At 71.4% G+C, this 24,783-nt stretch carries 23 protein-coding genes and 1 pseudogene; 17 read left to right on the forward strand and 7 right to left on the reverse strand.

Going from position 1 to position 24,783, the window contains the following annotated elements; all coding sequences use genetic code 11:
• Positions 1–46 precede the first annotated feature (46 nt).
• The 4 genes from solA (at position 47) to IEY17_RS11895 (ending at position 6,442) form a co-directional block, all read left to right on the forward strand.
• On the forward strand, positions 47–1,180 hold the full coding sequence (solA, locus tag IEY17_RS11880) for an N-methyl-L-tryptophan oxidase (RefSeq protein WP_188987410.1): 1,134 nt from the start codon (positions 47–49) through the stop codon (positions 1,178–1,180).
• Between the two features lie 100 nt (positions 1,181–1,280).
• Positions 1,281–1,700 (forward strand): CBS domain-containing protein, encoded by a 420-nt coding sequence (locus tag IEY17_RS11885; protein WP_188987411.1) that lies wholly within the window; start codon positions 1,281–1,283, stop codon positions 1,698–1,700.
• Between the two features lie 118 nt (positions 1,701–1,818).
• Positions 1,819–2,475 carry a response regulator gene (locus IEY17_RS11890; protein ID WP_188987412.1) on the forward strand — a complete coding sequence of 219 codons (657 nt, stop codon included), beginning with the start codon at positions 1,819–1,821 and terminating at the stop codon, positions 2,473–2,475.
• A 25-nt stretch (positions 2,476–2,500) separates the two neighbouring features.
• Positions 2,501–6,442 carry a HAMP domain-containing protein gene (locus IEY17_RS11895; protein ID WP_229680054.1) on the forward strand — a complete coding sequence of 1,314 codons (3,942 nt, stop codon included), beginning with the start codon at positions 2,501–2,503 and terminating at the stop codon, positions 6,440–6,442.
• 65 nt (positions 6,443–6,507) lie between these two features.
• On the opposite strand, the gene IEY17_RS25800 is transcribed toward IEY17_RS11895, so the two are convergent.
• Complete coding sequence (locus tag IEY17_RS25800) at positions 6,508–6,639, reverse strand: hypothetical protein (RefSeq protein WP_268240332.1); 132 nt, start codon at positions 6,637–6,639, stop codon at positions 6,508–6,510.
• 224 nt (positions 6,640–6,863) lie between these two features.
• Here IEY17_RS25800 and IEY17_RS11900 point away from each other — a divergent pair, with 224 nt between their 5' ends.
• The 4 genes from IEY17_RS11900 to IEY17_RS11915 all read left to right on the forward strand — a co-directional run bounded on the left by IEY17_RS11900 (position 6,864) and on the right by IEY17_RS11915 (position 10,571).
• Complete coding sequence (locus IEY17_RS11900) at positions 6,864–8,057, forward strand: four-carbon acid sugar kinase family protein (RefSeq protein ID WP_188987413.1); 1,194 nt, start codon at positions 6,864–6,866, stop codon at positions 8,055–8,057.
• A complete protein-coding gene (gene pdxA, locus IEY17_RS11905) occupies positions 8,054–9,046 on the forward strand; it encodes a 4-hydroxythreonine-4-phosphate dehydrogenase PdxA (RefSeq protein ID WP_188987414.1) in 993 nt (330 codons plus the stop codon). The genes IEY17_RS11900 and pdxA overlap by 4 nt, the downstream gene beginning before the upstream one ends.
• An 85-nt stretch (positions 9,047–9,131) precedes the next feature.
• The gene (locus IEY17_RS11910) at positions 9,132–9,914 is read left to right on the forward strand and encodes a DeoR/GlpR family DNA-binding transcription regulator (protein ID WP_229680055.1); all 783 of its coding nucleotides are present in this window, start codon (positions 9,132–9,134) and stop codon (positions 9,912–9,914) included.
• A gap of 33 nt (positions 9,915–9,947) precedes the next feature.
• Positions 9,948–10,571: a cytochrome P450 gene (locus tag IEY17_RS11915; RefSeq protein ID WP_268240337.1), complete on the forward strand. Its 624-nt coding sequence runs from the start codon at positions 9,948–9,950 to the stop codon at positions 10,569–10,571.
• A gap of 320 nt (positions 10,572–10,891) precedes the next feature.
• Here the strand turns inward: IEY17_RS11915 and IEY17_RS11920 are convergent, their stop codons facing one another.
• The gene (locus IEY17_RS11920) at positions 10,892–11,257 is read right to left on the reverse strand and encodes an ArsR/SmtB family transcription factor (RefSeq protein ID WP_188987415.1); all 366 of its coding nucleotides are present in this window, start codon (positions 11,255–11,257) and stop codon (positions 10,892–10,894) included.
• A gap of 83 nt (positions 11,258–11,340) precedes the next feature.
• On the opposite strand from IEY17_RS11920, the gene IEY17_RS11925 reads away from it, so the two are divergent.
• On the forward strand, positions 11,341–11,781 hold the full coding sequence (locus IEY17_RS11925; protein ID WP_188987416.1) for an ArsI/CadI family heavy metal resistance metalloenzyme: 441 nt from the start codon (positions 11,341–11,343) through the stop codon (positions 11,779–11,781).
• A gap of 181 nt (positions 11,782–11,962) precedes the next feature.
• Here IEY17_RS11925 and IEY17_RS11930 read toward each other — a convergent pair whose 3' ends face one another.
• The gene (locus IEY17_RS11930; RefSeq protein ID WP_188987417.1) at positions 11,963–12,649 is read right to left on the reverse strand and encodes a GntR family transcriptional regulator; all 687 of its coding nucleotides are present in this window, start codon (positions 12,647–12,649) and stop codon (positions 11,963–11,965) included.
• Positions 12,650–13,198: 549 nt separating this feature from the next.
• On the opposite strand from IEY17_RS11930, the gene IEY17_RS11935 reads away from it, so the two are divergent.
• Complete coding sequence (locus tag IEY17_RS11935) at positions 13,199–14,134, forward strand: S1C family serine protease (protein WP_188987418.1); 936 nt, start codon at positions 13,199–13,201, stop codon at positions 14,132–14,134.
• Between the two features lie 57 nt (positions 14,135–14,191).
• Positions 14,192–14,958 (forward strand): annotated as a pseudogene (locus IEY17_RS26210) (ABC transporter permease).
• Positions 14,959–15,023: 65 nt separating this feature from the next.
• Here IEY17_RS26210 and IEY17_RS11945 read toward each other — a convergent pair.
• Positions 15,024–16,133, reverse strand: a complete 1,110-nt coding sequence (locus tag IEY17_RS11945; protein ID WP_188987419.1) for a tartrate dehydrogenase — start codon at positions 16,131–16,133, stop codon at positions 15,024–15,026.
• A gap of 138 nt (positions 16,134–16,271) precedes the next feature.
• Between IEY17_RS11945 and IEY17_RS11950 the strand changes: the two genes are divergently transcribed.
• On the forward strand, positions 16,272–17,279 hold the full coding sequence (locus IEY17_RS11950; RefSeq protein ID WP_188987420.1) for a PHP domain-containing protein: 1,008 nt from the start codon (positions 16,272–16,274) through the stop codon (positions 17,277–17,279).
• A 116-nt stretch (positions 17,280–17,395) separates the two neighbouring features.
• A complete protein-coding gene (locus IEY17_RS11955; RefSeq protein ID WP_188987421.1) occupies positions 17,396–17,887 on the forward strand; it encodes a MarR family winged helix-turn-helix transcriptional regulator in 492 nt (163 codons plus the stop codon).
• A 128-nt stretch (positions 17,888–18,015) separates the two neighbouring features.
• On the opposite strand, the gene IEY17_RS11960 is transcribed toward IEY17_RS11955, so the two are convergent.
• Positions 18,016–19,893, reverse strand: a complete 1,878-nt coding sequence (locus IEY17_RS11960) for an ABC transporter ATP-binding protein (RefSeq protein WP_188987422.1) — start codon at positions 19,891–19,893, stop codon at positions 18,016–18,018.
• Positions 19,894–20,164: 271 nt separating this feature from the next.
• Between IEY17_RS11960 and IEY17_RS11965 the strand changes: the two genes are divergently transcribed.
• Genes IEY17_RS11965 through IEY17_RS11975 form a run of 3 tightly spaced genes read left to right on the forward strand, consistent with a single transcriptional unit; the run spans position 20,165 to position 22,928 of the window.
• Positions 20,165–20,860: a GPP34 family phosphoprotein gene (locus tag IEY17_RS11965; protein ID WP_229680057.1), complete on the forward strand. Its 696-nt coding sequence runs from the start codon at positions 20,165–20,167 to the stop codon at positions 20,858–20,860.
• A 21-nt stretch (positions 20,861–20,881) separates the two neighbouring features.
• Complete coding sequence (locus IEY17_RS11970) at positions 20,882–22,360, forward strand: APC family permease (RefSeq protein ID WP_188987423.1); 1,479 nt, start codon at positions 20,882–20,884, stop codon at positions 22,358–22,360.
• Entirely contained in the window at positions 22,350–22,928 is a 579-nt protein-coding gene (locus IEY17_RS11975) for a GNAT family N-acetyltransferase (RefSeq protein ID WP_188987424.1), read from the forward strand. Before IEY17_RS11970 ends, IEY17_RS11975 begins: the two co-directional genes overlap by 11 nt.
• A gap of 122 nt (positions 22,929–23,050) precedes the next feature.
• On the opposite strand, the gene IEY17_RS11980 is transcribed toward IEY17_RS11975, so the two are convergent.
• Positions 23,051–23,263: a hypothetical protein gene (locus IEY17_RS11980; RefSeq protein ID WP_188987425.1), complete on the reverse strand. Its 213-nt coding sequence runs from the start codon at positions 23,261–23,263 to the stop codon at positions 23,051–23,053.
• Positions 23,264–23,406: 143 nt separating this feature from the next.
• Between IEY17_RS11980 and IEY17_RS11985 the strand changes: the two genes are divergently transcribed.
• Positions 23,407–23,616 carry a DUF3616 domain-containing protein gene (locus tag IEY17_RS11985; RefSeq protein WP_268240338.1) on the forward strand — a complete coding sequence of 70 codons (210 nt, stop codon included), beginning with the start codon at positions 23,407–23,409 and terminating at the stop codon, positions 23,614–23,616.
• Here IEY17_RS11985 and IEY17_RS11990 read toward each other — a convergent pair.
• Positions 23,600–24,781 carry an acyl-CoA dehydrogenase family protein gene (locus IEY17_RS11990; protein ID WP_188987426.1) on the reverse strand — a complete coding sequence of 394 codons (1,182 nt, stop codon included), beginning with the start codon at positions 24,779–24,781 and terminating at the stop codon, positions 23,600–23,602. The genes IEY17_RS11985 and IEY17_RS11990 overlap by 17 nt on opposite strands.
• Positions 24,782–24,783 lie beyond the last annotated feature (2 nt).

Below are 24,783 nucleotides of genomic sequence, written 5' to 3' on the forward strand. Positions count from 1 at the left end.
GGTGGGCCAAGCGGCTCGCCGCGGCGAGAAGACGGGATGTGAGGTCATGACTGTGCGCCACGCGCAGGTGGGCATCATCGGCACCGGCACGATTGGCAGCATGCTGGCCTGGCGGCTGGCGCGGCGCGGCGTCGACGTGCTCGCCTTCGAGCAGTTCTCCCCGGGCCACGACCGCGGGGCCGTGGGCGGCGAGACCCGGCTGTTCCGGCTGGCCTACGCCGAGGGCCCGCAGTACGCGCCGCTGCTGCGGCGGTCGCTGGAGCTGTGGCGGGAACTGCAGGCCGAGTCCGGCGACGCGGTCCTGCACCAGTGCGGCGGGCTGACCATCGGCGACCCGGCCGGGGACTACGTCCGTGGGTTGCTGGACAGCGCCCGCGTCAGCGGCACGGCCGTGCGGGTGCTGTCCACCGCCGAGGCGGCCGAGCGCTACCCGCAGCACCGGCTGCTCGACGGCGAGGTCGCCGTCCTCGACGAACAGGCCGGTTACCTGCGCTGCGAGCAGGCGGTGCTCAGCGCCACCCGGGTGGCCGAGCAGGCCGGGGCGCAGGTGTTGCGCTACACCGAGGTCGTCGAGATCGCCGAGGACGACGACAGCGTGTTGGTCCGCACCGCGGACGGTGCCGCGTACCGGGTTGGCCGGGTGGTGGTTGCCGCCGGGTCGTGGGCCGCCCGGTTCCTGCCCGCCGACCTGGCCGCGGCGGTGGAGCCGCGGCGCCTGCTGCTCACCTGGTTCGGCGCCGAGGACATCGACCAGTACCGGCCCGAGCGGTTCCCGATCTTCATCCACCACAGCCGCAACGCGCACCTGTACGGCACGCCGACGGTCGATGGCGTCATGGTCAAGGTCGCCGGGGCCGTCACCGCGCACCCGGTACCCGCGCCCGAGGCGGTGGACCGGCGGCACAGCCTCACCGAGGTCCGGGCGGTGGCCGCCGCGGTCGAGCGGGTGCTGCCGGGCCTGCACCCGCAGCCGATCCGCACCGACGCGTTCACCGACCTCTACACCACCGACGGGCAGGCGCTGGTCGGTCCGGTCGGCGGTGGCCGGGTCGTGCTGGCCACCGGGCACTCCGGCCGCGGGTTCAAGTACGCCCCCGGCGTCGCCGACGCCGTCGCCGACCTGCTCACCGGCGCCGCCGGGGCGGGCTGCGAGTTCCTCTCGCCGAGCCGGCTGCGCTGACCTGCGGGCCGCTGACCTCGCGGTTTCGCCGCCGATTCGGCCGGGTAGTGCCAGGGCGACACCGGAGACGGTGTGCGCTGACGACGGAAAGGACGCAGTGATGACGAAGGCGCGGGAAATCATGCATGCGGGTGCCCAGTGCATCGGCGAGGACGAGAGCTTGTACAAGGCCGCGCAGATGATGCGCGATCTGAACGTTGGTTCGTTGCCGATCTGCGGCCGCGACGACAGGTTGCACGGCATCATCACCGATCGCGACATCGTGATCAAGTGCTGCGCGGAGGGGCGCAACCCGGCTGAGGTCAAGGCAGGTGAACTGGCGCAGGGCAAGCCGCACTGGGTGGACGCGGAGTCCGACATCGACCAGGTGCTGACCATCATGGAGCAGCACCAGATCCGCAGGGTGCCGGTGATCTCCGAGCACCGGCTGGTCGGCATGATCAGCGAGGCCGACGTGGCCCGGAACCTCACCGACGACCAGATCGCGCACTTCGTGGAAAGCATCTACGCGGCGAGGTGATGGTGCCACACCCCCTGCGCCGCTCCGCGCGGCTTCCGGCCAGCGTCCCGGACCCGGCCTATTTATCCTGGTCAGTGCCCTCCCAGTGGGTCCGGTGCGAAGGGGGCGGAAGTTCCAGATGACGACGCGCGTGTTCGTGGTCGACGACCACGAGGTGATCCGACGGGGCATCGCCGCGCTGCTGGCCACCGAACCGGAGCTGGAACTGGTCGGGGAGGCGGCCACCGTCGGCGAGGCGCTGGCCTGGGTGCCCAAGGCGCAACCCGATGTCGCGGTGCTCGACGTCCGGTTGCCTGACGGCAACGGCGTCGAGCTGTGCCGCGAACTGCAGTCGCAGCTGCCCGAGCTGCGCTGCCTGATGCTGACCTCCTTCGACGACCACGACGCTCTGATGGACGCGATCATGGCCGGGGCGGCCGGGTTCGTGCTCAAGGGCGTGGTCAGCAATGAACTGGTGAATGCCATCCGCACCGTCGGGGCGGGCGAGTCGCTGCTGAGCCCGAAGAAGACCGAGGCGATGCTGTCCTGGCTGCGCAAGGAGCAGGAGCAGGCCGACCCGCTGCGCGAGCTGACCGCGCGGGAACGACAGGTGCTGGAGCTCATCGGCGAGGGACTGACCAACCGCGAGATCGCCGAGCGCATGTTCCTCGCCGAGAAGACCATCAAGAACTACGTGTCCCAGATGCTGGCGAAGCTGGCGATGCGGCACCGCAGCGAGGCCGCGGTGCTGGCCACCGAACTGCGCCTGGACCGCGGTTCGCGGAACAAGCGTTGAACCACGGCGCCCGTAGGGGGATGTGATGGCGCAGCAACCGGACGTCGTGGTGGCGCAGCGGGCGGCACCGATGGCGCCCGACGACGTCGTGCTGACACGGCTGGCGATGGGTTTGCGGGAGCTGCGGGACGGCAACTTCCGCCGCCGTCTGGTGTTCTCCGAGGGGGGCATGGCCACCGAGGTCGCCGCCCTGTTCAACGAGCTCGCCGAACGCAACCAGCGTTTGGTCGGCGAGCTGCAGCGGGTCGCCGAGGCGGCCGAGCAGGGCCAGTGGCCCATCGAGCCGATCGACTTCGATGGGACGCGCGGCGGGTGGAAGGCCGCGGCGACCTCCGTCAACGGCATGGTGCGCACCCTGGTGGGGCCGATGGCCGAGCTCAACCGGGTGCTGGGCGCGCTGACCCGAGGAGACCTGACGCAGCGGATGCCGCGGCGCGCCCAGGACATGGCGCTGCCCGGCGAGCTCGCCGGGCTGAGCACCGGCGTCAACGAGCTGCTCGACCAGCTCTCACTGTTCGCCCAGGAGATCACCCGGGTCGCGCGGGAGATCGGTACCGAGGGCAAGCTCGGCGGCCAGGCCCAGGTGCCCGGCCTGGTCGGCACCTGGCGGCAGCTGGCCGACTCGGTCAACGGTATGGCCGCTGATCTCACCGGGCAGCTGCGCGACATCTCGCACGTCGCCAAGGCGGTCGCCGCGGGCGATCTGACCCGCAAGATCACCGTCGAGGCCGCCGGCGAGATGGGCGAGCTGAAAACGACCATCAACTCGATGGTCGACCAGCTGTCGTCATTCGCCGACGAGGTGTCCCGGGTGACCCGCGAGGTGGCCGCCGAGGGGCGGCTGGGCGGTCAGGCGCAGGTACCGGGTGCGGCGGGCACCTGGCGCGCGCTGACCGACTCGGTCAACTTCATGGCCGACAACCTCACCGCGCAGCTGCGCAACATCGCCCAGGTCGCCACCGCGGTCGCCCGCGGCGATCTGTCGCAGAAGATCGACGTGGACGCGCGCGGCGAGATTCTGCAGCTGAAGAACACCATCAACACGATGGTCGACCAGCTTTCGGCGTTCGCCGACGAGGTCACCCGGGTGGCCCGCGAGGTCGGTACCGAGGGCAAGCTGGGCGGTCAGGCCCGGGTGCACGGTGTGGCGGGGACCTGGAAGGACCTCACCGACAACGTCAACATCATGGCCGACAACCTGACCAACCAGGTCCGCAGCATCGCCCAGGTGGCCACCGCGGTCGCCGGCGGCGATCTGTCGAAGGAGATCACGGTGGAGGCCAAGGGCGAGGTCGCCGCGTTGGCCGAAACCATCAACGGGATGGTCGAGACGCTGCGCGCGTTCGCCGAGCAGGTCACCCTCGTCGCCCGTGAGGTCGGCACCGAGGGCATCCTCGGCGGCCAGGCCCGGGTGCCGAACGTGGCCGGCACGTGGAAGGACCTCACCGACAACGTCAACATCATGGCGCGCAACCTGACCAACCAGGTGCGCAATATCGCCCAGGTGACCACCGCGGTGGCCCGCGGTGACCTGTCCAAGAAGATCGACGTGGACGCGCGCGGCGAGATCCTGGAGCTCAAGACCACGATCAACACGATGGTCGATCAGCTTTCGGCGTTCGCCGCGGAGGTCACCCGGGTGGCCCGTGAGGTCGGCACTGAGGGCAAGCTCGGTGGCCAGGCCGAGGTCGCCGACGTCTCCGGAACCTGGCGGCGGCTGACCGAGAGCGTCAACCGGCTGGCCGGCAACCTCACCACGCAGGTCCGCGCGATCGCGCAGGTGGCCACCGCGGTCACCGAGGGCGACCTGACCCGGCAGATCACCGTGGACGCCTCCGGGGAGGTCGCCGAGCTCAAGGACAACATCAACGCGATGATCAACAATCTCAAGGAAACGACCCGGGCCAACCAGGAGCAGGACTGGTTGAAGACCAACCTGGCGCGGATCTCGGCGTTGATGCAGGGCCAGCACGACCTGGAGGCGCTGGCACAGCTGATCATGACCGAACTGGCGCCGCTGGTCTCGGCCCAGTACGGGGCGTTCTTCCTGAGCCGGACCAGCGACGGCGGCCGCGTCATCCTGGAGCGCACCGCGGGCTACGGCACGCCCGGCGGCCGGAACGGCCAGCCGCCGCTGCGTTTCGAGGTCGGCGAGTCGTTGGTCGGGCAGGTGGCGCAGGACCGCAAGTCGATCCTGGTCAGCGACGCGCCGCCGGACTACGTCCGGATCGGCTCCGGGCTCGGCGAGACCCGGCCGAAGAACGTGGTGATCGTGCCGGTGCTGTTCGAGGGCGAGGTGCTGGCGGTCATCGAGCTGGCGTCGGTCAACGAGTTCACGCCGGTGCACCTGGATCTGCTGGAACGGCTGAAGGAGACCATCGGCGTGGACGTCAACACCATCGTGGTCAACTCGCGCACCGAGGCGCTGCTGGCCGAGTCCCAGCACCTGGCCCAGGAGTTGCAGGCGCGGTCCGAGCAGCTCCAGCAGCAGCAGACCGAGCTGCAGCGCTCCAACACCGAGCTGGAGGAGAAGGCGGCGCTGCTGGCCAGTCGCAACCGGGACATCGAACTGAAGAACATCGAGATCGAACAGGCCCGGCAGGAGTTGGAGGAGCGGGCCCGGCAGCTGTCGCAGGCATCGGCCTACAAGTCCGAGTTCCTCGCCAACATGTCGCACGAGCTGCGCACCCCGCTCAACAGCGTGCTGATCCTGGCCAAGCTGCTCAGCGACAACATGGAGGGCAACCTCACCTCGCAGCAGGTGGACCTGGCCCGGACCATCCACCAGGCGGGCACCGACCTGCTGCAGCTGATCAACGATGTGCTGGATCTGTCCAAGGTGGAGGCCGGGCAGATGCACCTGCTGCCCGAGGACGTCGAGCTGCCCGACCTGGCCACCCACCTGGAGTCGCTGTACGAGCCGCTGGCGGCGGACAAGGGGCTGGACTTCACGGTGGTCGTGGACCAGTCGGTGCCGCCGACGCTCTACACCGACCGCAACCGCCTGGAGCAGATCCTGCGCAATCTGCTGTCCAACGCGGTCAAGTTCACCGACAGGGGCGGTGTGGAGCTGCGGATCCGGCCGGCCCAGCCGACCGAGGTGCAGACCCAGCCGTTGCGGCGGGCCGAGCAGCGGCTGGCGTTCTCGGTGCGCGACACCGGCGTCGGCATCCCCGCGGACAAACTGAACCTGATCTTCGAGGCGTTCCAGCAGGTGGACGGTACGACGGTGCGCAAGTACGGCGGCACCGGTCTGGGGCTGTCGATCAGCCGCGAGCTGACCGCGCTGCTCGGCGGGGAGCTGCAGGTGCGCAGCGAATACGGGCAGGGCAGCACTTTCACGCTCTACCTGCCGGTGGAGCCGCCGTCCGGGCGGCCCACCGCGGCCGCCGAGTCGCCGGAGGAACCGGAGCGCCCGAAGCGGGTCTACGTGCCGACGGCGGCCGAGACCAGCCTGGACGTCTCGGTCGAGGGCATCGATCCGCCGTTGCGCTCCACCGAGCTGATCCGGCAGGAGGGTCACCACCACATGCTGCCCACCGAGCCGGAGGAGCACGCCGCGCTGCGGTTCAACGGGGAGAAGGTGCTGGTCGTCGACGACGATGAGCGCAGCGTGCAGGCGATGGCCATGCTGCTGGAGCAGCACGGGCTGCAGGTGGTGCGCGCGGACAACGCGCTGGCCGGGCTGAAGGCGCTGCAGCAGCACGGCGACATCGTCATCGTGCTGATGGACGTGATGATGCCCGAGATGGACGGCAACGAGACGATCCGCATCATTCGGGAGATGCCGCGCTACCGGGATCTGGCGATCATCGCGATCACGGCGAAGGCGATGAAAGGCGACCGGGAGCGCAGCATCGCGGCGGGGGCGACGGCGTACGTGACCAAGCCGGTGGACGGCGACGCCCTGCTGGAGCTGCTGGCCGAGCACCTCCCGGCCGGGATCAGTCCCGAGGCGGACAGCTGATCCGGACTTCGGGTGAGCGGCATCCGCCGCGCGGCGGATGCCGCTCACCCGTCCACCGGGGGCGCTCAGGACTGTTCGGAATCCGCGGGTTCTTCGGTCGTGGGCACCTGGGCGAGCTGCTCGCGCAGCTTCTGCGCCCAGGCGAGGTCGCGCGCGAAGGTCGCGTCGAGGTGGTCGATGCCGTGCGGTTCAGCCATGGCGGTTCCCAACTGTTGCTTGGCGACCACGATAACCGCTGGTAGCAGGCGCGTCGGTGGGGACGTCCCGAAAGTCACAGGGGCGCGCCCCCGGAACACCACACATGCGCGTTGTGAGCATCTTCGTCTCGACCATTGCGCGATTCGCGCACTTGTATCTATGGTTGGCGAGCCGCCGCGCGGGGTGCGCGACCGGGTTTCCGTGAGCGGAAGAGCAGGTGATCATGGGATCGCGAGTCTTGGTCGTGGCCGACGACCTCAGCGGTGCCGGTGATTCCGGAGTCCCCTTCGCGTTGCGCGAAATGCGCACCTTGCTTGCGTTGGACGACACCGGGGACGCGGAGGTCTTCGTCGCCGACACCGACAGCCGGCACGTCGAGCCCGTCGTCGCCGCCGAGCGCGTCACCGCGGCGCTGCGCGGTCACGCCGACGGGCGCGTGGTGTTCAAGAAGATCGACTCGACGCTGCGCGGCAACCTTGCCGCCGAGGTCGGCGCGGTGGTCGAGCACGCGGCCGGGGCCGGCGTCCTGCTGTGCCCGGCGTCCCCGGCCACCGGGCGCACGGTGCTCGGCGGGGTCGTGCACGTAGGAGGCATCGCCCTGCACCACACCGACGCGTGGGCCGCCGAGGCCGACGACCCCCCGGTGGACATCGCCTCGGCGCTCAAACCGCTCACCGTGCGGCACGTCGCGCTCGCCTCCATCCGCGGCAACCGGGCGGCCCTGCGGGTCAAGCTCGCCGAACTGCTGACCGAGGCCGACGTGGTGGTCTGTGACGCGGTCTCCGAAAGCGATCTGCGCACCGTGGTCGCGGCCGGGTCGGCGGCCCAGCCGCAGCCGTACTGGATCGGCTCGGCCGGTCTGGCCCACGCCCTCGCCGAGCAGCTACGACCGGGCCGCGACGCCGGACCGCCGCCACCGGTCCGCGGCAACGCCCTTGCCGTGGTCGGCAGCGCCAACGGCGTGTCCCGCGAGCAGGCCGAGTTCCTGGCCCAGCGGTTCCCGCACACCCGCCGGCTGTCCGTGCGCAACCTGCTCGACGCCAACGCCGCGGCCCTGGCCCGGATGTCCGAGCAGCTGCGCGACGAGCTCGCCACCGGCGACGTGGTGGTCACCCTGGACGGGCCGGTGGAGATCGCCGCCGCCCGCCGGGTGAACGCCGCACTGGCCGAGGTGTGCGCCCCGGCCACCCGGCACGCGGGCCTGCTGGTGCTCACCGGAGGGGAGACCGCCCGCGCCGTGCTCAGCCGCCGCGGCGTCACCGGCCTGCGGCTGCTCAACGAACTCGAACCGGGCGTGGTGCTGGCGCGCACCGAGCCGCAGCCCGTTTACGTCATCACCAAGGCCGGCGGCTTCGGCACGCCGGAGACACTGCACCGAGCCGTCACCGCGGTCCGGTCCGGAAAGGAAGTTGGATGAACCTGCCCACCATTGCCGTCACGATGGGCGACGCGGCCGGTGTGGGACCCGAGGTGGTCGTGCGCGCCCTCGCCGAGCCCGAGGTGCGCGGACTGGCCCGCTGCGTGGTGATCGGGGACGCCGCACGGCTGGCGCGGGCGGCCGAGATCTGCGGTGTCGACGTGCGGATCCACCCCGTCGAGGACCCCGCGAAGGCGACGGCCGAGCCCGGCGTGGTCGACGTCATCGACCTCGGCCTGATCCCGGCCGACCTGCCCTTCGGCGAACTGTCCGCCGTGGCCGGTGAGGGCGCCTACCGCTACGTGGAAAAGGCCGCGGAGCTGGCCATGGCCGGGCAGGTGCACGCGATCTGCACGGCCCCGCTGAACAAGGCGGCCCTGCACGCCGCCGGGCACCGCTACCCCGGACACACCGAGCTGCTGGCCGAGCTGTGCGGGGTGCCCGAGGTGTCGATGATGCTGTCCACCGGCACGGTTCGGGTCATCCACGTGACCACGCACATCGGGCTGGTCGACGCCATCGAGCGGATCGACCCGGGCCTGGTGGAGCGCACCGTGCGGCGCGGGCACCGCACCCTGGTCAACGCCGGGATCGCCGCGCCGAAGATCGCGGTGTGCGGCATCAACCCGCACGCCGGGGAGAACGGGCTGTTCGGCCGCGGCGAGGAGGAGGAGAAGATCGTCCCCGCGCTGGAGGTCTGCCGCGCCGACGGCATCGACGCGCAGGGACCGCTGCCCGCCGACACGGTGTTCTTCCGCGCCGGCCGCGGCGACTTCGACCTGGTGGTGGCGATGTACCACGACCAGGGACACGGGCCGGTGAAGATCCTGGGCCTGGAGGCCGGGGTGAACATCACCGTCGGACTGCCGGTCATCCGCACCTCGGTGGACCACGGCACGGCCTTCGACATCGCGGGCACCGGCCGGGCCGACGCGGGCAGCATGGTCGAGGCCCTGCGCCAGGCCGCAGCCCTTGCCCGCCGCCCCTGAAGCCGCCCGGCCCGGGTTCGGCGGTACCGCGACGCGGCCGGGCATGATGTCGGGGTTGCGCAGCGGTTGTTGGGAGGATGACGGGGTGAGCACGGAGTCCGGGCAGCGGATGCCCGCCGGCCAGCGGCGGGCGTTGATCGAGCGGCTGGTGACCGAGCAGGGCGCGGTCCAGGTCGAGCAGCTGGCGGCGTCGCTGTCGGTCACCCCGTCCACCATCCGCCGGGACCTGTCCCTGCTGACCGAGCAGGGCAAGCTCGCCCGCACCTACGGCGGCGCGATGCCCGCGGCCACCGCGGAGCCGTCGCTGGGGCAGCGCACCCGGTTGGCCACCGCGGAGAAGGACCGCATCGCGCGGTGGGCGGCGGCCCGGATCGGCTCCGCCGAGGCGGTGATCCTCGACGCCGGCACCACCACCGGGCGGCTGGCCCACCACCTGCGGGACCGCGCCGGGCTGACGGTGATCACCAACGGGATCACCGCGCTGACCGAGCTGGCCGACGCCGACGCGGTGCGGGTGATCGCGCTGGCGGGGGAGATGCGGCACATCAGCCAGGGCTTCGTCGGCCCGCTGGCCGAGCTGACCCTGTCCCGGATCACCGCCGACAAGGTGTTCCTGGGCGCGGACGGGTTGGACCCGCGGCTGGGCATCTGCGAGGCGAGCCTGCACCAGACGCGGCTGAAGGAGCTGATGGTGGAGCGCGCCCGCGAGGTCTACGTGCTCGCCGACGCCAGCAAGCTTGGCACGGCGCCGTTCAACGCGTGGGCGCCGCTGCCGAGATCGTGGACGCTCGTCACGGACAGCTCCGCCACCGATGAGGCCCTCGCCCCGTTCCGCGCCCTGCCGGGCGCGAAGGTCGTCGTCGTCTGACCCGCCGAGCAGGCCTGGTGGCCGTCCCGGCGCATCCGCCGCTTCCTGCGGGCGCGGGAGGACACGCTGATTGCGGTGACCGAGCGGATCCGCCGCCGTCGCGCCCGGCCGCCCGCCGACCACCCGCGGGACCTGCTGGACGTCCTGCTTGCGGTGCGCGAACCGGAGCTGACCGAACTGCAGGTGCAGCGCCTGCTGCGCGGCATCATGCTGGCCGCGTTCGGGGTTCCGGCCACGGCGCTGACCTGGCTGGTGTGGTCGCTGGCGACCCGGCCGGACCTGCACCGCCGCGTCGCCGGGGAAGCAGCGGCCTGGCAGGACGCGGCGGCACCGCCGCTGTCGGCGCTGCCGCAGACCGAGGCGGTGGTCGAAGTCCTGCGCCTGTGGCCGCCGACGTGGCTGATCGGCCGCACCGCCCGCCGCGAGACGACGCTCGGCGAGTGGCAGCTACGCCCGGACGACCAGGTGATGTTCAGCCCCTACCTGATGCACCGCGATCCCCGCTGGTGGCCCGACCCGGACGAGCCGGACCCGGACCGCTGGCTGGACCCGGCGAGAACGCCGAAACGCCACACCTACCTGCCGTTCGGAGCGGGCCCCCGGGTCTGCGTCGGTACCCAGCTGGGCATGATCCAGCTCGTCCTGGCGGCCTTCTGACTGGCCCGGCACCACGAGGTCCGCCCCACGACGCGGACCTGCGAACCCAGGTTCCACGACCTCCTGCTCCCGCAGGGCTTCCAAGCCCGCTTCATCCCCCGAACCCCATGATCTCCGACGAGGCGAGGGGCGCCCGACGTCGTCAGCGCTGTCTCAAGGGTGCCGTCAAGGCGGGCGCCTGCCGGGGTCTCCGCGCCGCACCCGCCGGGAATTGGGCGCCTGGCCAAGTAGGTCGGCCACCATCGCCACGCCGATCCATACCGGCAGCAACCGGTCCGGTGTCGACAACCGCACTACCACCGGAGCTTCTGCTGCGCGGGTCATGCGGTGACCGCCCCGGCGTCGGCGGGCACCAGCACAGACGAGACAGCCCGCAGCGTTTCCGGGCGCACGCGGTAGTAGATCCAGGTGCCGCGCCGTTCGCCTTCGATCACCCCGGACTCGCGCAACACCTTGAGGTGGTGCGAGATCGTCGGTCCGGACAGCTCGAACGCCCCGGCCAGATCGCACACGCACGCCTCCCCACCGGGGTGTGAGGCGATCAGCGACAGCAGCCTCAGCCGCACCGGCTCGCCGATCGCCTTGAACACGCGTGCCAGCTCGGTCGACTGCTCCGCGGTCAGCGGCTCCCGCATCACCGGCGAGCAGCACAAGGCCGCGTCGACCTGCCCGTCTTGTTTCGACATGCTTCTATCTTGACAGTAGTCGAATCAAAGGGGCAAGCTGGTGTCACCATCTGATTAGATGGTCATCTAATCAAGGGGATGAGATGTCTCGCATGCAACTCGCCCTTCGGGTCGGTGACCTCGAAGGATCGATCGCGTTCTACTCGAAGCTCTTCGGTGCCAAACCGGCCAAGTTGCGGCCGGGCTATGCCAACTTTGCCATCGCCGATCCGCCGCTGAAGCTGGTTTTGTTGGAGGGTGAGCCCGGCCAGGACACGGTGATGGACCATCTCGGTGTCGAGGTCGAGGACACCGAGACCGTCAACGACGCGACCAAGCGGCTGACCGAGCTGGGACTGTTCACTCAGGTCGAAAACGACACGACCTGTTGCTACGCCCGCCAGGACAAGGTCTGGGTCCATGGCCCCGGTCGCGAGCCCTGGGAGGTCTACGTCGTCAAGGCTGACTCCGAGACCGCCGGCCAACCCCCCAGCCTCCAGGTTCCGGAGGGCGAGCACTCAGATTCGCCTCCCGAACTTGCCTAGGTTGGGGAACCCTACCCGTGGGTAACCGTCCAAGTTTGATGCTCCGAACCTGGGGATCTGTAGTGCCTGGTGACCTGCGGTGCGCTTGTAGCGGCAGCTGACATCTGGGGGTGCGAGGGGACGGAGCCGGGGAGTGTGCCACGGGTGGGGTTGTGAGCCGCGGGTGGCGCTGGGTGGCGGGTCAGTCGTCTGAGTTCTCCGCGAGGTAGGTCTCGCGGGTGTGCTCGGTGTGTTCCCGCATCAGCTGGGCCGCCCGTTCGGCGTCCTTCTTGCTGATCGCGTCGATCAGGGCCGAGTGCTCGTCCCACGCCTTCCTGCCGCGGGATCTGGCCACCGGCGTGTGGTACCAGCGGACCCGGCGGTTGATCTGCGCGGCCAGCTCGTTGAGGATCTTGTTGCCGCTCATCTCGATGATGCGCGCGTGCAGTTCGGCGTTCGCGCTGACCACCTCGTCGATGTCGTCGGCCTTGAGGGCCTGCACCCCGCGCTTGTGGATCTGCCTGAGCTCGGCCACACCCTCCTTGGTGGAGTGCAACGCCGCCAGTCGAGCTGACTCCGCCTCCAGCAGGGTGCGCACGCTCAGCAGCTGGTCGGCCTCCTCCGGGGTGGGGCTGTGCACGAACGCCCCGTAGCCGGGGCGCAGGTCCACCCACTCGTCCTTGTTGAGCCACTGCAGCGCCTCGCGCACCGGCTGGCGGGACACGCCAAGCAGTTCGGCGAGTTCCTTTTCCACCAGGTGCTGCCCGGGCTTCAGTTCTCCGGCGATGATCATTTCCAGGATGGCCTCGTAGACCGTCTCCCGCAGCGGCACCGGGCGCGTGACCTGGCGCGCGGCGAGGCCCTGCGGCAGTTTCGAGGTCAGTGACATGCAATCAACTCCGGGGCTTGGCCGGATCCGCTCTGCGGTCCCGGTCGGCTCGTGCGGTTGGCGGCGGCGCCAGCGGATTTAGCATACAGTATGCGTCCATTCCGGGTGGTTCGTCCCGGATGTGCTGAATCCGGCTCGCGGTCCAGTCCTGTCCACTCAGGACAGATCGCTGACGGCCTTCGCGCTGTTCTCGGTGTCCGCGACCGCCCAGCTGGCTGCTCAGACCGACCTGCTGTTCGGCGCGAACACCCTCGCACTGCTCGGCCTGCATCCCCTGCGCCGCCTGCTCGGGCGCCTGGTCCACCGGGCGCCGGTCGGGCTGGCCGTGGTGCTGGTGTTCCTCGGCGTGAGACCGGTGCTGGCCGCTGCCGCCGGTCAGGGACCCGCAACACGACGCGCAGGTCGTCGTCCTGTCGCTGGTCATGACCGACGTGGTGGCTCGGCCTCAGCGCCATCACCGCCGCCCGAGCGGCCCGCTGATCACGCCAGCGGAATGTGCGTGGCCTGCGCGGCGTTGCGCAGGCACACGACTCGCAGCGGGAGGTCGGGATGGCCGACGAGTTCCGGGCGCTGGACGCCTACTCGCAGACGGTGGTCGCGGTGGCCGAGGCGATCACGCCCAGCGTGGCCGGCCTGCACGCGACCAACGAATGGGGCGAGGCAGCCGGATCGGCGGTGGTCGCCGACGGTGTCCTGCTGACCAACGCGCACGTCGTCGGCCGCGCCACCAGCGGCACCGCGCGGTTCGCCGACGGCACCAGCACCCCCTTCGAGGTGGTCGGCAGCGACCCGCTGTCGGACCTGGCCGTGGTCCGCGCCGACTGGCCCACCCCGCCGCCGGTGCGGTTCGGCGACAGCGACGAGCTGGTGGTCGGCCAGCTCGTGGTGGCCGTGGGCAACCCGCTCGGCCTGGCCGGGTCGGTCACCGCCGGGGTGGTCAGCGGCCTCGGCCGCTCGCTGCCCGCGCGCAGCCGCACCGCGGCCCGGATCATCGAGGACGTCATCCAGACCGATGCGGCCCTCAATCCGGGCAACTCCGGCGGTGCGCTGGCCGACTCGCGGGGCTCGGTGGTCGGCATCAACACCGCGGTCGCCGGGATCGGGGTGGGGCTGGCCATCCCGATCAACGCCACCACCCACCGCATCATCGACTCGCTGGTCCGGCACGGTCGGGTCCGCCGCGCCTTCCTCGGCCTGGTCACCACCCCGGCGCCGCTGCCGGACGACCTGGCCGCCCGCACCGGCCAGGACACCGGTCTGCGCGTGGTCGACGTGGTGGGCGGCAGTCCGGCAGCGCGCGCCGGACTACATCGCGGCGACCTGGTCCTGACCGCGGGCGGCAACCCGGTCCGCGACGCCCAGGGCCTGCAGCGGCTGATGTTCGCCGAAGCCATCGGCCGCCCCCTGCAGATCACGGTGACCCGCAACGGAGCCCTGGTCGATGTGATCACGGAACCCGTCGAACTCCTCGACGACCCCCGTTGACCCGCCGGCGGCCTGCGGTGCGGGGCCGGGGACATGGTCGGGACATAGAGTCGTCGGGTGAGTTCAGGTTCCATCCCGGTCACCCCGCAACTCGGGGCAGCCATCGCGCTGCTACTGGTCGCCGCTGCGGCGGTGGCCGGGCTCGGCGGGCTCGCCCGCCACCGCGACGTGCTGCTGGCCGGGCTGCGCGGCGCGGTGCAACTACTGGCGGTGTCCCTACTGATCGCCCACCTCGTGCGGTGGACCGCGCTGGCCGCGCTGTTCATCGTGCTGATGTTCGCCGTCGCCGCGCACACCGCGGGCGGCGCATCACCCGCGACCGCACATGGTGGCTGGCCGGGCTGCCGATCGCCGCCGGGGTGGCCCCGGCCGTCGGACTCCTGGTGGCCACCCGCGCCGTGCCGCTGACCGGGCTGGTGCTGATCCCGCTGGTCGGTCAGCTGATCGGGGGCGCGCTGGTGGCCACCGCGCTGGCCGGGCGGCGGCTGCTCGACGAACTGCACCAGCGCCACGGCGAGGTGGAGGCGGCGCTGGCGCTGGGCCTGACGGGCCGGGAGGCACGGTTGGAGATCGTCCGCCCGGTGGCGGGCACCGCCCTGGTACCAGAGCTGGACCAGACCCGCACGGTGGGCACCGTGACGTTGCCGGGCGCGTTCGTCGGCATGCTGCTCGGCGGGGCGAGCCCGCTGCAGGCCGGGATCGTGCAGCTCTACGTGCTGGTGGCGCTGCTGGCCGTGGAGTCGGTGTCGATCCTGGTGGTGCGGGAGATCGTGGCGCGCGGCCTGCTGACCAGGTCCGGCAAGCCCCTGTCCCTGCGGGCATGACGCTTTCTCAACGGCCCGCATCGCGGCAACCACCGCCGCGTAGGGGCGTGCGACCCCGGCGCGGGTCAGCCCTGGACGGCGGCGGCGATGGCCTTGCCGAGGTCCTCGGTCGTGGCCTGGCCGCCGAGGTCCGGGGTGCGGGGCGCGGCCGCGTCGGACAGGACGCGCTCGATCGCGCCGACCACGTCCGCCGCCGCCTCCGCCTGCCCGAGGTGGTCCAGCATCATCGCCGCCGACCAGATCTGCCCGATGGGGTTGGCGATGCCACGCCCGGCGAGGTCGGGGGCCGAGCCGTGCACCGGCTCGAACGTCGACGGGTAGGTGCGTTCCGGGTTGATGTTGCCCGAAGGCGCCACCCCGATCGTGCCGGTCACGCCCGGCCCCAGGTCGGAGAGGATGTCGCCGAACAGGTTGCTGGCCACCACCACGTCGAACCGCTCCGGCGTCATCACGAACCGCGCGCACAGGATGTCGATGTGGTACTCGTCGGTGGTGACGTCGGGGTACTCGGCGGCGATGGCCGCGAACCGCTCGTCCCAGTACGGCATCGAGTGGTAGATGCCGTTGGATTTGGTGGCCGAGGTGACGTGCGGCTTGTCCAGCTTGCGGGCCAGCTCGAAGGCGTAGCGCATGATCCGGTCGGTGCCGCGGCGGGTGAACGCCGCGGTCTGCAGCACCATCTCGTTCGGGGTGCCCTCGCCCTGCCGCCCGCCGAGCTGCGAGTACTCACCCTCGGTGTTCTCCCGCACCACCCAGAAGTCGATGTCGCCGGGCTGCTTGTCGCGCACCGGCGGCGTCACGCCGGGCAGCAGCCGCACCGGCCGCAGGTTGACGTACTGGTCGAAGGCGCGGCGGATCGGCAGCAGCAGGCCCCACAGCGAAATGTGGTCGGGCACCCCCGGCCAGCCGACCGCGCCGAGCAGGATCGCGTCATGGTCGCGTAGCCGGTCGAGGCCGTCGGCGGGCATCATGCGGCCGGTGCTCCGGTACGTCTCGCAGCTCCAGTCGAAGTGCCGGTAGCTGAACCGCAGGCCGTACTTCGCGCTGACCGCGTCCAGGACGCGCAGCGCCTCGGGCATCACCTCGTTGCCGATACCGTCGCCGGGCAGCACCGCCAGTTCGTACTGCTGCACACCACACCTCGCAGATCGTCGAAAAGAATTGTCGGCCGCCATTCAACGCCGCCGACCACGACGTGACCACCCCCCCCGAACCGAAAACGGTGGCGCACACCTCACGCCCCGCAGCCCGCCCGCCGGAGCCACGGCCGGACTCGGGTGGCGGGGCGGGCCACCAGGGGCTACCAAGGACCCGTGGATGCGGTACGAGCGCTGCGGGAAATCGCGTTCCGCCTGGAGCGGGCCGGTGCGCCGACCTACCGGGTGCGGGCCTTCCGGCGCGCCGCGGCGGTGGTCGACGACTGCGCCGACCTCGACGAACGGATCGCCGCGAACCGGCTGACCGAGCTGCCTGGCATCGGCGGCACCACCGCGGGAGTCATCGCAGCCGCCCACCGCGGCGAGGTCCCCGGCTACCTCGCCCGCCTGCGGTCCGAAGTGGACGTTCCGGAGCGGGGGCGCGAGCTGCGGGTCGCGCTGCGCGGCGACTGCCACACCCACTCCGACTGGTCCGACGGCGGCAGCCCGATCGCCGAAATGGCCGCCACGGCCCGGGAACTCGGCCACGAGTGGATGGTGCTCACCGATCACTCGCCGCGGCTGACGATCGCGCGCGGGCTGTCCGCGGACCGGCTGCGCCACCAGCTGGACGTGGTCGCCGAGCTCAACCAGCGGCTGGCGCCGTTCCGCATCCTCACCGGCATCGAGGTGGACATCCTCGCCGACGGTTCCCTGGACCAGGAGGAAGATCTGCTGGCGCAGCTGGACCTCGTGGTGGCCAGCGTGCACTCCGAGCTGCGGATGCCCGCCCCGCAGATGACCCGCCGGATGTGTGCCGCAGCGGCCAATCCACATGTCGACGTGCTGGGCCACTGCACCGGCCGCCTCATCGGCGGCAAGCGGCGCCCACCGTCCACATTCGACGCCGAGGAGGTGTTCTCGGCCTGCCGGGACAACGGTGTCGCGGTCGAGATCAACTCGCGGCCGGAGCGGCTGGACCCGCCGCGCGAACTGCTCCGGCTGGCCCGCGACACAGGCTGCCTGTTCAGCATCGACTCCGACGCGCACGCGCCCGGGCAACTGGACTGGCTCGGCTACGGCTGCGCGCGGGCCGAGGAGTGCGAGGTGCCCGCCGACCGCGTCATCAACACCCGCACCGCGGAGGACCTGCTGCGCGGCAGGCGCGGTCACCGGGCCAGCTGAAGCGCACGACCACCGCGGGGACGCCGACCTGCCGACCAGGACCGCGCTGCGTGAGCTGCGCCGCTGACCAGCGCAGATACCCCGAAGGGGCACATACCGGCGGATATGCTGGTGGAGTGACCGAACCGCGATGGCTGACCGGCGAGCAGCAGTGCGCCTGGCGGAAGTTCGCCGCGCTGATGACCGTCATCCCGGCCGCGCTCGACGCGCAGCTGCAACGGGACTCCGGATTGACCCACTTCGGGTACTGGGTCCTGGCGATGCTCTCGGAAGAGCCGGGCCGAGCGCTGCGGATGAGCGACCTGGCCGCCCGCTCCAACGCCTCGCCGTCGCGCGTCTCGCACGTGGTGGCCCGACTGGAGCAACAGGGCTGGGTACGGCGGCACCGCGCGTGCAGCGACGGCCGCGGCAACGTCGCCGAACTCACCGAGGCCGGGTACGACAAGCTCGTCGCGGCCGCCCCGGGCCACGTGGAGAAGGTCCGGTCGCTGCTGTTCGACGGCCTGTCCGCGGACCAGGTGCGCCAGCTCGACGAGCTCTGCACGGCGGTGCTGGCGCACCTCGACCCGGACGGCACCCTCACCACCGCCCCGCCCGCGACCACCTGACACCGCGGCGGATTTCCTGAAAACCGACGTGCCGGATCGCGCCGCTGTCCATCGGTGTGCCGGACGACCGACACGCCGCGGCACCGCAGGTGCCCAGCGCACGGCACCGGGGCTCGAACAGGGGCAGGTCAGGCCGCGTCCTCGGTGTCGGTCTGCTGCGCGAACTGGGTCCGGTAGAGCTCCGCGTACAGGCCGCCGCGAGCCAGCAGCTCCGCATGCGTGCCCTCCTCGGCGATACGACCCTCGGAGATCACCAGGATGCGGTCCGCCTCGCGGATCGTCGACAACCGGTGCGCGATCACCAGCGCGGTCCGGCCCGACAGCGCGGTCTGCAACGCCTCCTGCACGGCCGCCTCCGACTCGGAGTCCAGGTGCGCGGTCGCCTCGTCGAGCACCACGATCGGCGGTGCCTTGAGCAGCAGCCGCGCCAGCGCCAGCCGCTGCTTCTCCCCACCGGACAACCGGTACCCGCGGTCGCCGACCACCGTGTCCAGCCCGTCGGGCAGCGACTCGACCAGGTGCCCCAGCTGCGCCGTGCGCAGGGCTTCCAGCAGTTCCTGCTCGGTGGCGTCCGGTCGGGCGAAGGCCAGGTTGGCGCGGATGGTGTCGTGGAACAGGTGCGGGTCCTGGGTGACCACCCCCACCGTCGCGTACAGCGAGGACAGCTTCACGTCGCGCACGTCCACCCCGCCGATGCGCACCGCGCCCGAGTCGACGTCGTAGAGCCGCCCGGCCAGCTGGGTGATCGTCGTCTTGCCCGCCCCGGAGTGCCCGACCAGCGCGATCGTCTGGCCGGGTTCGGCGCGGAAGGACACGCCGTGCAGCACGTCGTGCGCGGGCGCGTTGTCCGGGCGCGCCACCGACTCCAGCGACGCGAGCGAGACGTCGCTGGCAGCCGGGTAGCGGAAGGACACGTTGTCGAACTCCACGTCGGCGGCCCCCGGCGGCAGCTCCCGCGCGTCGGCCTTCTCCTGGACCATCGGGCGCAGGTCCAGCACCTCGAAGACGCGGTCGAAGCTGACCAGTGCGGTCATCACGTCGACGTGCACGTTGGACAGCGCGGTCAGCGGTCCGTACAGGCGGTTGAGCAGCGTCGCCAGCGCCACCATGGTGCCCAGCTCGAACGCCCCGGCCACCACCAGCGACCCGCCGAGCCCGTAGACCACCGCGGTGGCCAGCGCCGCCAGCAGCGTCAGTGCCACGAAGAACACCCGGCTGTACATGGCCGAGACTACGCCCATGTCGCGCACCCGCTCCGCCCGGGTGGCGAACCGCTCGGACTCCTCCTCGGCTCGCCCGTAGAGCTTGGCCAGCATCGCCCCGGCCACACCGAACCGCTCGGTCATCAGCGAGCTCATCTCGGCGTCGACCTTCATCTGCTCGCGGGTCACCCGCTGCAGGCGGCGGCCGATCCAGCGCACCGGCAGCAGGAACAGCGGCAGCAGCGCCAGCGCGATCAGGGTGATCTGCCAGGACAGGGTGAACATGGTGGCCAGCACCAGCACCAGGCTCAGCACGTTGGACACCACCGACGACAGCGTGCTGGTCAGCGCCCGCTGCGCGCCGATGACGTCGTTGTTCAGGCGGCTGACCAGCGCCCCGGTCTGCGCCCGCACGAAGAACGCCACCGGCATCCGCTGCACGTGGTCGAAGACCTCGCGGCGCAGGTCGTAGATCAGCCCCTCGCCGAGCCGGGCCGAGTACCAACGCTGCAGCAGCGACAGCGCCGCCTCCAGCAGCGCGACCCCGGCCACCGCGACCGCCAGCCAGACGACCACCGCGGTGTTCCGCGGCACGATGCCGTCGTCGATGATCGCCTTGAACAGCAGCGGGTTGACGATGCCGAGCACCGCCGCAGCGGCGACCAGCACCAGGAAGGGGACGATGTCGCGGGTGTAGGGGCGGGCGTAGCGCAGGATCCGGCGGGCCAGCCCGGGGGAGAGGCGTTGCCGGGTCACCGACTTGTCACTGGCGAAGGAGCGCATCGTCTCCCAGGTCACCGTCATGGTCGCAGTCCCCTTCGAGGTCGTTCGAGGTGGTCCGCGACCATCCTCGAACTTCGCGTCAGGTGGAAGTCAACGCCGCGGTGACGGGCCCGATTCCCGCGCCCGGCGCCAGGCAACGACCGGGCCGGACCTGGCGCGCGCCGCCAGCAGCGAACTTGAATGGATCTTCAGATACGTTACTCTGTGCGCTGCTTCGAACACGATCCGAACACGGGGGCGGACTGTCGAACAGGAGAGACCGCGTGATGAGCATTTTGACCGGGGGTGACCGGTGACGGATTCGGGAGGCGACGCGCGCCTGCCGCTGCGCGTGGCCGATCGGTTCTTCCTCGCCGCACACACCGGTGAGCAGCGCCTGTCGGCCCGCGTGGACGCCGCGCTGGTGGCGCTGGGCTGCGCCGGGGGTCTGCTCGCCGAGCTGATCCTGGAGGAGGAGATCGCGGTGACGCCCAGCGTCCGGCCCAGCGGCCGGGGCCGCTGCCCGGACTTTCTGTCCTGGGTGGTGCTGCGGGAGATCCGCCAGGAACCGGGCCATGACCTGCGGACCTGGCTGGAGTACCTGGGCCAGACCGCCACCGAGAAGGTGCGTGCCCGGTTGACCATCACCGACGTGCTGCGCGAGGTGCCGGTGTCCGGCGGCTGGCGGGGCGGCTCGGCTGCGGCATGGCGGTGCGCCGACACCGCGGTCCGCCCGGCCGAGGACGAGCTGGAGCTGCTGTTCACCAGCGCCGAAACGACCAGCGGCAGCGGCATGATCACCGTCACCGACCGGCTGGCCGAAATCACCTTCGCGCTGCTGGTCCGGGAGACCGGGGTGCTGCGGCAGGTGCGGTTGCCCAAGCACGTCGCGCGGCAGGGCGAGTACCGGATGGAGTCCTGGGAGCCGCGCATCCCCGGCCCGCTGCGCACCCTGATCAACGAGGTCGCCGCCGCCCACGGGCAGTCGGCGATCACTCCCCGCCGCTGACCACCACCGAGGAGGGCGCCTTTGTCACCGTCCAAAGTGTCCGCCGCACTGGCCCGACATCGGTTGGGCGTGCTGTCCATTGTGTTCTTCACGGTCGCCGCGGCCGCCCCGGAAACGGTGGTGGGCGGCGGCGCGGTCAGCGGGTTCGCGGTGTCCGGAGTGACCGGAATCCCGCTGGGCTACCTGGCGATCGCGCTGGTGCTGGGCACGTTCGCGATCGGCTACGTGACGATGTCACAGCACGTGGCCAACGCCGGTGCGTTCTACGCCTACGTCGCCAAGGGGCTGGGCCGGGTGACCGGCACGGCCGCCGGCGGTGTCGCGCTGGTGTCCTACCTGATGATCCTGGCCAGCCTGGTCGGCGGCTTCGGCGTCGGAGCGGCGGACTTCGTGCGCCAGGTCAGCGGCGCGCAGGTGCCGTGGTGGCTGCCCGCCGCCGTCGGGTTGGCCGTGGTCGCGCTGCTGGGCGTGCTGCGTATCGACGTCAACGGGCGCGTGCTGGGCGTGCTGCTGCTGGCCGAGGTGGCGATCATCCTGATCTTCGACGTGGCGTTCGTGTCCGCGCCCGCTCCGACCGGGGTCGTGCTCGACACGCTGAACCCGGTGCAGCTGATGACCGGCGCGGCCGGAGTGATCCTGGTGATCGCCTTCACCGGTTTCATCGGGTTCGAGAACTCCACCGTGTTGGCCGAGGAGGCGAAGAACCCCCGCACGGTGATCTACGCGACCTACACCTCGCTGGCCGTCATCGGCGGGCTGTACTCGCTGTCAACCTGGGCGATGACGGTGGCAACCGGGCCTGGCGAGATCGTGGCGCAGGCCGACGAGCACTCCACCGAGCTGCTGTTCGTGCTCGCCGCGCAGCGGCTGCCGAGCGCCCTGGTGACCGTCGGTTCGGCGCTGTATGTGACGAGCCTGTTCGCCGCGACGTTGTCGTTCCACCACGTCTGTGCCCGCTACTTCTTCGCCCTCGGCCGCGAGGGCGTCGGGTTCGCCTGGTGGGGGTCCACGAGCGCGCGCACCGCGGCTCCGGCCGCCGGGTCGCTGACCACCACGGCGATCACCACCGCGGTGGTGGTTCTGGTCGCGGTGACCGGGATCGACCCGATCACCTACCTGTTCTTCTGGGGTGCCTCGGTGGGGGCGCTCGGGGTGCTCGTGCTGGTGCTGCTGACGTCCCTGGCCGTGGTGGGCTACTTCCTGCGCGTCCGCGACCACGGGCACAGCCGGTGGCGCACCACCGTGGCACCGGCTGTGGCGGCCGCGGTGCTGGCGGTGGTGCTGGTGCTGACGGTGTCGTCGTTCGGGACCGTGCTCGGGGTCGCCGAGGGCGACCCGGCGGCGTGGGCGCTGCCGATGGGCTTCCTGGTCGTGTTCCTGCTCGGCGCGGGGTGGGGCGCGGTGCTCCGACGGGCCCGGCCGGAGGCGTACGCGCGGATCGGCATGGGGCCACGGGCCACCACGGTGCAGTTGCCGAAGGAGACCGCTGATGTCCACTGAGGACGGAATGGATCCGCGGGCGCGTACGCTGGTGCGCGCCTTCGGCGACGACGCCTTCGCCCGCTGGCTGCTGCCGGACCGCGAGCACCGGCACCGCGTGTACCGGGAGTGGTTCACCATGGTGCTGGCCCACACCGAGCGGGTCGGCGACGTGATCAGCACGCCGGACGCCCAGGCGGTGCAGGTGTGGCTGCCCTGCGAGCGGGAACTGCCGAGCATGCTCGCCGAGGACGACATGCAGCGCCTGCTCGACCTCGCCGGGCCCCGGGCGCAGTGGTTTCGGATTTTTGGCGAGCTCAGCGCGCGGTGCCACCCGCGCGAACCGCACCAGTACCTGGCGCTGATCGGCGTCGACCCGGCCGTGCAGGGCACCGGCGTCGGCACCCGGGCGCTCGGCGAGGTCCTCCGCCGCTGGGACGCTGCGGGAACCGCGGCCTACCTGGAGGCCAGCAGCACCCGCAGCCGCCGCCTCTACCTGCGCCTGGGCTTCCAGGACCGCGGCGCCCCGATCGAGCTCCCGAACGACGGCCCGGACCTTTATCCGATGTGGCGGCCCCCGCAGGACTGATCACCGCTCGAACCGGCGCCGGTGGCGATCTCCAGGGAGATCGAACCGTCGATGTCCCTGGAGATCGCCCGGTGGGACGCGGTCCGCGCGCAGCCGGTTGCGCCCACCGCTGCCGGCCCGCGCTACGGCTGGGCCCCGACGTAGTCGAACACCCACGTCCCGTCGGCGCCCCGCGTGCTTCGCTCGTAGATGAGCTGCGGCGGCACCGCCTGGGCGTTGCGCACCCGGGCGGGCAGCGTGATGCGCGGGACCGGGTTGCCCGACGCGTCCGCCGACACTGTCACCTCGTGACCGTCCTCCGGCCCACCGCGCAGCTGAACCCGGATGTCCGCCACCCGAACTCCTCTCCTCGATCGTTCACGACACCGCTTTCGACCAGGCTTACCGGAATCCGGTTCCCGCTGTCACTGGATCGTGTGGCCTGGGCGGGGAACGGTGCGGTGGAAACGGCAGATGGGATGTCGCACGCACGGTCCGGCTGCGGTTCGAGGCCGGCGCGGTGGCCGCCGGGACGCACGTCAGCTTCCCGCTGGCCGACGTGGTCCCGCTGCCCGGCGAGGCCGACGAAGAGGTCGACGTCGAGGGCATCTCGCCCAACGGCCCGTACCTGTGCGTGGCCGGCTCGCACAGCAGCACGGACAGGCCGACTCTGAGGAGCACGGACAGGGGTTTCAGATCATCTCGGTGATGTTGGGTTCGACGTTGAGCAGCGCCCGGCCGAACACCTCGGCGTTGCTGGCCGGGTGCGACAGCGCGTGCCGGCTGGCGGTCTGGATGTCGCGCAGCACCGCCTGCAGCGGGTCCGCCTCGGCCAGCGCACCGGCACCGTACGCCGAGACCAGCACGTCCACCGCTTCGCGGCACTGCTGGACCGCGTGGCTGGAGTGCATCCGCAGCCGCGCCCGCTCCAGCAGGTCCGGGTGCGTGCCGGACAGCGCATGCCCCTCCACGACCGCCGCCGCCCGGTCCGCGACCAGCCGCGCGACGTCCAGCTTCATCGACGCCTCGGCCACGGCCAGCTGGAACCCGGTGGAGTCGCGCTGGCGCTCGTAGCTGGTGAAGGCGATGCCGCGCCTGCCGGACTGCGCGACCACGTGGTCCAGTGCGAGTTCGGCCATGCCAAGAAACGGCGCGATCAGAAAGGTGGCCAGGGTCGGCACCAGCGCGGTGCGGTACCGCGGGGAGTCGTTGCGGTGGCGCGGGAACTCGCCGCGGGTCGCGGGTCCGCGGCGCAGCACGCGGTGCTCGGGCACGAACACGTCCTCGCCGACCAGCAGGTTGCTGCCGGTGGCGCGCATGCCGAGGGTGAACCAGGTGTCCTTGACGCGGAGGTCGGCCATCGGCACCAGTCCGAACGCGGCGCCTCCGGGTTCGTCGCCGGCCTCGGGCAGCACCATGCCCAGCATCGCCCACCCGGCGTGCAGGCAGCCGGACGCCGGGGCCCAGTTACCGCTGACCAGCCAGCCGCCGTCGGTGCGCCGCGCGGTCGCCTTCGGTGTGAGGACCTGGCAGACGCGGGTGTCCGGGTCGGTGCCGAAGACCTCTTCCTGGGCCCGGTCGGGGAACAGTCCGGTGAGCCAGTCGCCGCAGGCGAGGATCAGCACCAGCCACCCGGCGGAGGCGTCGCCCTTGGTGACCTCGGCGGTGGCGTCCATGACGGTGCGCAGGTCGTGTTCCAGACCGCCGAAGCGGCGGGGTACCCAGGCGCGGAACAGACCGGCCTCGGTGAGCGCGGCGATCGACTCCTCGGGCAGCCTGCGTTCCCGCTCCCCTTCGGCGCGGTTGCGTTCCAGCACCGGTCGCAGCGTCGCCGCCCGGTCGACGAGATCCCCTCCTGACGCACCGGCCACCATGG

Origin of the sequence: Saccharopolyspora thermophila, assembly GCF_014646075.1 — a bacterium.
GTDB lineage: Bacteria > Actinomycetota > Actinomycetes > Mycobacteriales > Pseudonocardiaceae > Saccharopolyspora > Saccharopolyspora thermophila.